The 6,935-nt window shown below is 60.9% G+C and carries 5 protein-coding genes and 1 pseudogene; 1 reads left to right on the forward strand and 5 read right to left on the reverse strand.

Going from position 1 to position 6,935, the window contains the following annotated elements:
* Positions 1 to 84: 84 nt before the first annotated feature.
* Both ACJ8AT_RS29365 and ACJ8AT_RS29370 read right to left on the reverse strand, forming a co-directional pair.
* Positions 85 to 1,047, reverse strand: coding sequence for a TIGR02266 family protein (locus ACJ8AT_RS29365; protein WP_407741228.1), 963 nt, complete (start codon positions 1,045 to 1,047; stop codon positions 85 to 87).
* 14 nt (positions 1,048 to 1,061) lie between these two features.
* Entirely contained in the window at positions 1,062 to 1,436 is a 375-nt protein-coding gene (locus ACJ8AT_RS29370) for a response regulator transcription factor (RefSeq protein WP_407741229.1), read from the reverse strand.
* Positions 1,437 to 1,519: 83 nt separating this feature from the next.
* Between ACJ8AT_RS29370 and ACJ8AT_RS29375 the strand changes: the two genes are divergently transcribed.
* Positions 1,520 to 2,914, forward strand: a complete 1,395-nt coding sequence (locus ACJ8AT_RS29375; protein WP_407741231.1) for a M20/M25/M40 family metallo-hydrolase — start codon at positions 1,520 to 1,522, stop codon at positions 2,912 to 2,914.
* 268 nt (positions 2,915 to 3,182) lie between these two features.
* On the opposite strand, the gene ACJ8AT_RS29380 is transcribed toward ACJ8AT_RS29375, so the two are convergent.
* The 3 genes and pseudogenes from ACJ8AT_RS29380 to ACJ8AT_RS29390 form a co-directional block, all read right to left on the reverse strand.
* On the reverse strand, positions 3,183 to 3,596 hold the full coding sequence (locus ACJ8AT_RS29380; RefSeq protein WP_407741233.1) for a hypothetical protein: 414 nt from the start codon (positions 3,594 to 3,596) through the stop codon (positions 3,183 to 3,185).
* A 227-nt stretch (positions 3,597 to 3,823) separates the two neighbouring features.
* Positions 3,824 to 6,583 carry a hypothetical protein gene (locus ACJ8AT_RS29385; protein ID WP_407741234.1) on the reverse strand — a complete coding sequence of 920 codons (2,760 nt, stop codon included), beginning with the start codon at positions 6,581 to 6,583 and terminating at the stop codon, positions 3,824 to 3,826.
* Positions 6,584 to 6,705: 122 nt separating this feature from the next.
* Positions 6,706 to 6,935, reverse strand: a pseudogene (locus ACJ8AT_RS29390) (hypothetical protein); the annotation flags it as partial.

Consider the following 6,935-nt stretch of genomic DNA (forward strand, 5'->3'; position numbering starts at 1 on the left):
TGGAGCCGTGTGCAAGCAGACTCAGGAGCAGGTCCGCGGGCAGGAAGCCGGGAGGCCCCACTCCCTGCCCGGAGCCCCAGCGGCTCAGGGAGCGGGCTTGGGCGCGTGGACGCGGATGAACTCCAGGAGGAAGTTCTTCTCCTCCGGCCGCAGGCCCGCCAGTCCCAGCCCATAGCCCTGGGGCTGCCTCCCATCGTCCAGCGCGTGCTCCCAGATGACGGCGCTCTTCAGCTCGATGGAGCGCGCTGGCTGCGCGAAGTGCAGCCGCAGGTTCACCTTCGTCCCCAGCCGCAGCGGACGGTGGGTCTGGATGAAGATTCCGCCGGAGCTCAGGTTGATCAGCCGGTGGTCGGTGAACATGCCCACGTTCTTCTCGGACACCTGGATGTCCGCGTGCACCTGATCATTGTGGTGGCGCAGCGTGAGGCCGACGAACTCCTCGCTGGAGTAGGTGGGCGCCGCCACCTGCTTGCGCACCGGCGTCGCCATGGGCGCGGCCGGGTGGAAGGGCGCCGTGGAGCCGGGCGGAACAGCCCGGACCCCCGCCACCGGCGCCGGAGTGCTCCTGCCCACCACCGGGGTGCCCCTCACCGGAGTGCCCACGGGGTGGGACTCGGCCTCGCGCATCTTCTGCGAGAGGAAGTCGAACATCTCCTGCGAGGCCCGGCGCAGCTCCTGCGCGGCGTCCGGAGCCAGGTGCTCCGGCGAGAAGCGCTTGGCCATCCGGAAGAACGCCAGGCGCAGCTCGTCCAGGCTGGTGCCCGGCTTCACCCCGAAGACTTCATTCGGCGTCTTGAGCGCTTGCAGCTCCCGCATCCGGGCGCGGAGCTGCTCCGCCTGCTGCTTGTCCGCGGCGGGCGAGGGCTTCGCGGCGCCGAGGAGATCCTTCACCTCGTCGAATTCCTGGATGGGCGTCCAGGTGTTGCCATCCCGCGAGGCGCGGCTGACGGCCCGCAGGCGCCCCGAGCCGATCAGCTCTCGGAGCGCCTGGAGCGTCAAAGGGCCGAGCACGCGCCCGGCGGTATCGCCAATCCAGTAGTTCGCCATATGGAGCGGCTCTCCTACTGTGCGAGGGCCTGACGGACGGCCGAGGCGATCTCCAGCGGATGGAACGGCTTGCCCACGAAGCCCACGGCGCCGGCGGCCAGGGCCTGCTCCACCACGGGCTCCGCGTCCATGCTGCTGATGACGAGCACCCGCGTGCGGGGCGAGGTCTTCTTCATCGCCGCGAGCACCTCCAGCCCGCTGCGCCGAGGCATGAACAAGTCCAGGAACATCAGCGCCGGCTGCTCGCGCGCGGCGATGGCCAGGCCCTCCTCCCCATCCGAGGCCTCGAGCAGCCTCAGCTCGATGCCGGTTTCCGCCAAAGTGTCTTTGAGGATGCGCCGCACGAAATTGTCATCATCCACGAGGAGAAGAGTCGGAGCGTCGGACATGGGCCCATGATACCCAGGAAAACCGTGCCTTCGCCCAGCGCGCCGAGCGCGCGCCCCCGGGCCTTTGCGATATGGAACGTTCCATGCCCATCGACCAAGCCCTCGCCCGTTTCGAATCCCAGAAGAACGCCTACTTGGAGGATCTCAAGACCCTGGTGCGCATCCCCAGCGTCTCCTTCCAGGGCTTTGAGCCGGCCCAGGTGCGCAGGAGTGCCGAAGCCACCGCGAAGCTCCTCAAGGACCGTGGCTTTGAAAATGTGCAGCTGCTCGAAATCGAGGGGGCGCACCCGTACGTGTACGGGGAGATCCTCAAGGCGCCGGGCAAGCCCACGCTGCTGCTGTACGCGCACCATGACGTGCAGCCGCCGGGGGACACGAGCGCGTGGAAGAGCAACCCCTTCGAGCCGGAGCTGCGAGACGGGCGGCTCTACGGGCGCGGGGCCGCGGACGACAAGGCGGGCATCGTCGTCCACACCTCCGCGGTGGACGCGTGGCTGAAGGGCGGCGGGGCGCTGCCGCTCAACGTGAAGGTGATCATCGAGGGCGAGGAGGAGGTGGGCAGCGATCACCTCGAGCCGTTCCTGCAGAAGCACAAGGAGCTGATGAAGGCGGACGCGATTGTGCTCACGGACACGTCCAACTTCGACGTGGGGCTGCCCTCCATCACCACGGCGCTGCGCGGGCTGGTGACGATTGAAGTCGAGGTGCGGGCGCTGAAGCAGGCGGTGCACTCGGGGATGTGGGGCGGGCCGATTCCGGATCCGGTGATGGGGCTGTGCCGGATGCTGGCGACGCTGACGAACCCAGATGGGTCCATCGCGGTGCCGGGCATCATGGACAAGGTGAAGCCGCTGACGGCGGCGGAGCAGCAGAGCATCCAGGCGCTGCCGGGAGACAACGCGTACTTCCGCCAGCAGGTGGGGCTGCTGCCGGGGGTGGAGATGCTGGGCGGGGGCAAGCACCCGTGGGAGATGAACTGGCGGCAGCCGTCGATCGCGATCAACGCGATTCAGGCCAGCAGCCGGAAGGACGCGCGCAATATTGTCTGTGAAGCGGCCTGGGCGCGGGTGGGGATCCGCGTGGTGCCGGACCTGGACGCGGCGGACGTGCAGCGGCGGCTGGTGGAGCACCTGAAGAAGGTGACGCCGTGGGGGCTGGAGCTGCACATCCGGCAGGATGCGCCCTCGGGGTGGTGGTACACGGACTCGACGCACCCGGCGTTCCAGGCGGCATTCCGAGCGCTGAAGAAGGGCTACGGGCGGGACGGCGTGGCGATTGGGTGCGGCGGCTCGATTCCGTTCGTCGAGCCGTTCGCGAAGGCCCTGGGCGGGGTGCCCGCGCTGTTGATTGGCGTGGAGGATCCGTACACGTACGCGCACTCGGAGAACGAGAGCCTCCACGTGGGGGACTGGGAGAAGGCCATCCGCGCGGCGATCTACCTGTACGAGGAGCTGGCGCAGACGCTGGGCAAGCGCTGAGCGGTTCTCTGGGGCAGACCCATTCTCAGAGGGTGTTGAGCGGGAGCAGTGCGACAGGCGTCCTGCCCCATGGAAACCGCCTGCCGCGGCACCCGGAGTTGACCCGCGTGCATGACTGTTCGGAAATGTCGGGACTTTTGTGGCTCAAACCCCCCGACATTTCCGAACAGTGAGCCACCTGTCCGGGCCGGCCGGGGCCATTCGAGCTCGAGATGTCTCGGTTGCTCGCTTCGGCTCAACACCCCCTAAGGGAAGAATATGGAGGTGGCTATTTTTTTCTGGGCTTGCTCCGACTGACCTTTCGCGACTTCTCCAAGGGGGATGCGGCCTTGGCCGTGTTCTTTTCACGTCGACGTGCCGTATCTGGCCTCTTCCGGCGGATTACTTTCGGCTTGGCTCCCGGGACGACGGAGAAGTTCTGCTCGAAGAAGGTTCTGACCACGGCCATCGCGTTCATCAGAGCATCCACGGGACCCTGGCCAAACACCGTATCCACCAGCGGGCTGGAGCCCTCGATCAGGATGGGGCAGTACCAGGCTCGCGCTTCCGGGTAGTGGACGGGCCGGCCTACGGTGAGCCGCGAGATGCGTCGCTGGCCCTGGGGAGTGAGGTACTCCCAGAAGTCGTCAGCAATGGGATCTTCAATGCGGGTCAGCTTCGGACGCCAGTCATCATTCGGCACGGGTCTTCACCTCAATGATTGCTTGGAGGGCTATAATAGGCCCGGCAGAACATGACGCACGCCGCCCTTCCGCCTCGGCGCACTCCCCTGCAGATGGCTCTGTAAGATTGCCCCGATTCAGTGGAACTGGGGCGGCCTCAGGTATGCACGCGGGCAGTTGTGCAGTCTTCACGCACTAAGAGCAATTCTTGGTTGTCTTCAGCTCCCTCCCCTCTGGGAGCATACGTTCAGGTATTCTGAAGTGGCTCGCTAGCAAGCTTTGTTGCGAACAGGGGCATCAACAAAATCAGAAGCTGCTCGACCTGCTCATCAGTCAACCACCATAGACGAAATCGGGCCTTGGCCATTGTATCATCATGGTTTCGTTGGGCCAGGGCAAAGAACTCTGCCAGCGAAGCTAGATCCTGTAGATCGACTTCGTGGAGTGCTGAATTTACGAACGCATCTGGAGCAAAACCGAGTTGTAGCCCTGCTAGAGGAGCCAGTTCCGCGAATCGGCGGGCTACTTCCTGGGGGGATCGCCTCAGATTGCTCGCTCTCCGAAGAACATCCCAGATATAGACTGTGCCGTCCCGCCATGAGGCATGTTTGCCTGATCCGGGCGATAGTATTTGCTCATCTCCTTGTGTGAGCTTTATGCGCCCCAAATTCTCGGGCTTGAAATCGAGTTGCAGGTTCGCGAGTGAAGCCAACTCCGAGAGCCGATGTGCAGCCTTCTGGAGCGAGAGCCGCAGTAAGCTGGATGCTCTGATTGCATGCCAAAGACTCACTGATCTTTGCAGCCACGGTGGCTTTCCATCCAGGTCCCGCGACAACAATTTCAAGTCTATTTCTTGTAGCTCAAGTTTTTCCAGGGCTTGGACTTTGGAGTCGATCTGGAAGCCTGCTAGTGGAGCCAACTCCGAGAGCCGACGCACCACGTCTTGATGTGAGCGGTTTAATTTGCTAGCTGCGCGGAGAACATCTTGCAGATGCACTGTGCCCTCCAGCCATGGTGCGACTCCATCCACGTCCCTCGATAGCAATTGCCAATCCGCTTCCTTGAGTTCCAATCCCGCCAGAAGCTCTGGCCTGAAATCAAGTTGTAAGCCTGTTAGCGAGGCCAACTCCAACAGTCGACGCGCTACGTCCTGTGGCAACCGCTCCAGGGTTTGTGCTGCTCGGAGCACGTGCGTCATATGCACCATACCCTCCAGCCATGGTGCGCGCCCGTTCAGATTCCATGACAGGAGTTGCAAATCTCCTGCTTGGAATTCAACCTGCTCGAACACTTCAGGAGCGAACGCAAGATGGAGTTCTGCTGCCGGAGCCAGTTCCGAGAGCCGACGCGCTACCTCATGAGGAAGGCGTCCCAGTCTTTGTGCTAGTTGGAGAACATCCATGGCAAGCACAGTGCCGTTCAACCAAAATTCGTTCTCCTCATGTTGGGATGGTAGGAGTTGCAGATCTCCTTCCTTCAACTGGACCTTCTCCAAGGCTTCTGGCTTGAATTGAAGTTGGAGGTTGGCCACTGGAGCCAGTTCCGAGAGCCGACGAGCGACTTCTTGGATAGAGCGTTTCAGTAAGCTCGCCGTTCTAAGCACATCCCAGGCGTGAACTGATCTTCCCTGTCTGTCGTGTTGTTTTAAGCTTGTTGCTAAAATCTGCCAATCTTCCGCCTGAATATTTGTTAATGAATGGCGGGTATGATTACTGAGCAGAGTGGGCGACGCCTGCACTCCTAGAGGCTTGTAGTGCTCAAGGTGATCAAGCAGAAATTTAAGCTCGTATCCATAAGAAAAAGCTACCTCGCAGAGTGTAGTGAATTCAATTGTTTCGTCGAGAAAACCGAGGTCTTTTTCCACTTGTTCGCTAAATGGATCTCTGCTCACTCGTAGTTTGTACAGCAGTAGAGCATCCCCAGGCTGGGCTAGTAGGTGCTTGAGTTCGCTTTTTCTTGCAAGCGGCTTGAGTTTATTTGGTTGAATCAGGCCTGCTTCTTCAAGGAGTTCGATGCGCCAGCGTTCGACAGCGTTCAGCGCTCGCGGCCCAGGGTTGCGTTCTTTCCAGTAATCTAAGCCTACAAGTGCGTCCCATAGGAAACATCCTATGTGACCCGGCTCAACCTTTGCTTTGACGTGAGGCCGTGGAGGGATTGCTGCGTGTGAGTCGACTAAAATGCTAAACAATTGCGAGGTAGTCTTGGGGTAATGTTCTTCCATTTCCCAAAGCAACTGCATGCTCATGCCTTGCCACTTGGCCATGCGGCCAATCCCCCATTCCAGGGCTTGTCTGGGTAAGTCGATTTCCCAACCTTCTATAATGTCTCGGCGGTCCACGCTGAGGTGTGGATAGTGTTTACCGTGAAGATTGACGGTTACTAGGGGATGTCTTTCACTCGTCACGATCCCGTCGGCTAGAACAGAACCCTCTGGCTTATCTGCATTCAGCCATATATATCCGTCGTCTACCAGCAGATAGTCCGCCTCTGTGCCCAGGATGCCAGCCTGCCAAATGAGTGGAGGGCCCTTGCCGTCATGTACCTCGGTTCTGAACTCGGCTACACAGAGGAGTTCACCAAGGATCTCTCGAGCCGAAGAATTACGGCTTTCCCCAAGATAGAGGCGGACGCGTGTGCCTCCCTCAGGCAAATCAGTTCCCTCCTGCTCAGTTAGCCGGAAGAGACCGCTTGCGCTGGAAATCCGAGCATCAAGGAGTTGCCCGAACCTACCATCCTGTCGAAAGCGACGGGTCGTGACCTGCAACTCATCAGCGAGCATGAAATAGCTCAGGACCCCAATCCCGAATTGACTGTTCGGATACAACTCAATTCCCAACTTGCTCCATGCGGCGCGCTCCTCGATGTACTCGGGTGTATGCACGAAGCGCCTGCCTGCCACCGCAAAGACCCTTTCCAGGTCGTATTCGGTCATTCCGACACCATTATCAGTACACTCGATAAATGGTCGGTTACCTTCAACTCCCTGCCGGAAGGTGATCAGTCCCACATACTGGGTTGCATCACCTTCTTTACGGCGGAGATACTCCTGGCGGGCCCGGCGGTAACGACAGGCGTCCAGAGCATTCTGATATAATTCTCGTAGCGCTAAGCCAGGGAAGGTAATTCCGTTCAGGGGGTAGTCCGGAGCGCCAAGGGACCTATCCTTCCCGAGCGACGCAACCTTCGGAGGAGGCGGATAGCGTCTGGATAGAACGCTTCACGCTCCTCGGTCAGCATCCGGCTGAAGTAGGCCACCTTGAGGTGGCTCCAGAAATTCTCAATCCAGTTGAGGGTCTCGGAGGTGTAGTGCGGCAGCCGGAAGGGCCGCACGTAGGGGCTGGCCGCCTCAAGGGCAGTCC

The organism is Hyalangium sp. (genome assembly GCF_045802625.1).
In the GTDB taxonomy this organism is placed as follows: Bacteria; Myxococcota; Myxococcia; order Myxococcales; family Myxococcaceae; genus Hyalangium.